Here is a 1,768-nt window from a genome sequence, read left to right as displayed (position 1 = left end):
CAGCCGGAAAGCCGCATCGGCGGCAGTGGCAGATATTGTCGCAGGCGATGCGTAGAGCGAACCGGAGACCGGCGCCATAATCATGGTTTGAACGATAATGCCAAGTAACATCCGTCGTAAATAATTCCTTTTCAATTCTCTTCCTCCCCTAATCTGATTGGCAAATGAGCTTTCTATCCCCCCAATGTCGTATTTTCCTCGCATAAGCCACCTTGACCTGATGGTGTATGTATATCGGCCGTTGCCGGCCTGTGCGATTCAATTATATATTTTGATATGTTTAGATATACTTAAGCGAATTAATTATTGATAATATAAATCTATTCTACAATTTTCGCAATATTATTCTATAATTAGACATAATTAATTATATTTCGATTTGTTATTTGTCTTATAACCAACTTCCTTATCGCAAAAAAAACAGTCCACCACGAAAAAGGCAGACTGGTTTAGTGTATGAAATAATTTATCCGGATTGGACGATTTCGCTTAAGAGCCGCCCTATTCCTCTTCCTCTATAATCTCGTGAAGCTGTCTGCGGTCCGCTTCCTGCGCCCGGTCCAGAGCCTCCACATCATCCCTGTCCGCTTCCGCTGCGGAAAATTCCACATCTTCATTCTTGGCTTCAAAGAGCTTCTTCAGCTTCTCATTCTTGGACAGCACTTTTGAATTTCTGACCATGTTCATCTGGCCTCCCCTTATTCAAATCGAACCCGGCTTCGGCCGGGGGCAACTCCGATTCAGATCATGCCGCCCGCTTCCTCAATAATAGAGAGAGCCTGGTGAAAGGAGTCCGAATCCACCACGACGGTCAGCAGGACATCCCGCCCCGTCGGCCCTCCGGAACCTCCGTGGCTCATGCCGCTTGCGCTCGGGTCAGCCGCGGCCATTACGCCCGCATCGGGATAACCGGTCGCGGCAGACCCAAGGCTTGAAATCAAGCCGCTGGCCGGAGCTGCCTGGGAAGTGAATCCTCCGCCGTAGCGGCTGAAACGGTCGATAGACAGATCAGCGACCCGCAGCGACTGAAGCTTGCGCGAGGCGCCCTCCGCTTCCTCCGGACTTTTGAAATAGGCGAGTATACTTTTTTCGGACATTATATCGACGCACGCTCCTCTTCGAATGCGGATAACCATCCGCTGTGATCAGCCTTAGCGTGCGCAGGCAGGCGTCAATTTATCCCTTCAAGCTGCCCCGTACGAGCCAAAAAGGACAGCGCATTCACATGCGCCGTCCTCCGGCAAGAGCATTACCGAACCCGGCAATGCTTGAATATTGTGCTTTTTCCCAATCAGGCGTGATTGGCAACGGCATGGCTCACCTTCATAATCCGGTCGGCGGCGGCGGTTACATTTCCGGACGAAGTGATGTTAAGATCAAGCACGCCTTCAATCCCGTTTGGAATGATTACAGGCGTGAGGGTGGACAGTCCCGCTCTGCGGATCGTTTCCGGGTCGAATTCAATCAGCAGTTGTCCCGCCTTCACCTGGTCGCCCGTCCGGACGCTCAGCGCAAAGCCTTCGCCTTTTAGAGAAACGGTGTCGATTCCAACATGAATCAGCACCTGCACCCCGCTGGCATGCTCAAGAATGACCGCATGCTTGCTCTTCTCCATGACATGCGCCACAACGGCGTCGAAAGGAGCATATACCTTCCCTTCATCCGGCTGGATGGCAATACCGTCTCCCATCTGCTTTTCAGCAAAGGCCGGATCGGGCACTTCCCCCAGTTCCACCAGCGTTCCGCTTATCGGAGACAGCACAGAGAC

3 protein-coding genes are annotated in these 1,768 nt (G+C 51.8%); all 3 read right to left on the bottom strand.

What is annotated here, in order from left to right:
- Positions 1–501: 501 nt before the first annotated feature.
- The gene (locus L692_RS0110575) at positions 502–681 is read right to left on the bottom strand and encodes a YfhD family protein (protein WP_036723153.1); all 180 of its coding nucleotides are present in this window, start codon (positions 679–681) and stop codon (positions 502–504) included.
- Between the two features lie 59 nt (positions 682–740).
- Entirely contained in the window at positions 741–1,097 is a 357-nt protein-coding gene (locus L692_RS0110570) for a hypothetical protein (RefSeq protein ID WP_025699667.1), read from the bottom strand.
- A 194-nt stretch (positions 1,098–1,291) separates the two neighbouring features.
- Positions 1,292–1,762, bottom strand: a complete 471-nt coding sequence (locus tag L692_RS0110565; protein ID WP_051503476.1) for a PTS sugar transporter subunit IIA — start codon at positions 1,760–1,762, stop codon at positions 1,292–1,294.
- Between the last annotated feature and the right edge of the window lie 6 nt (positions 1,763–1,768).

Origin of the sequence: Paenibacillus forsythiae T98, from assembly GCF_000520735.1 — a bacterium.
GTDB classification, from domain to species: domain Bacteria; phylum Bacillota; class Bacilli; order Paenibacillales; family Paenibacillaceae; genus Paenibacillus_AQ; species Paenibacillus_AQ forsythiae.
The sequence above is the reverse complement of the archived record's forward strand: the minus strand, read 5'-3'. Positions and strand labels throughout refer to the sequence as shown.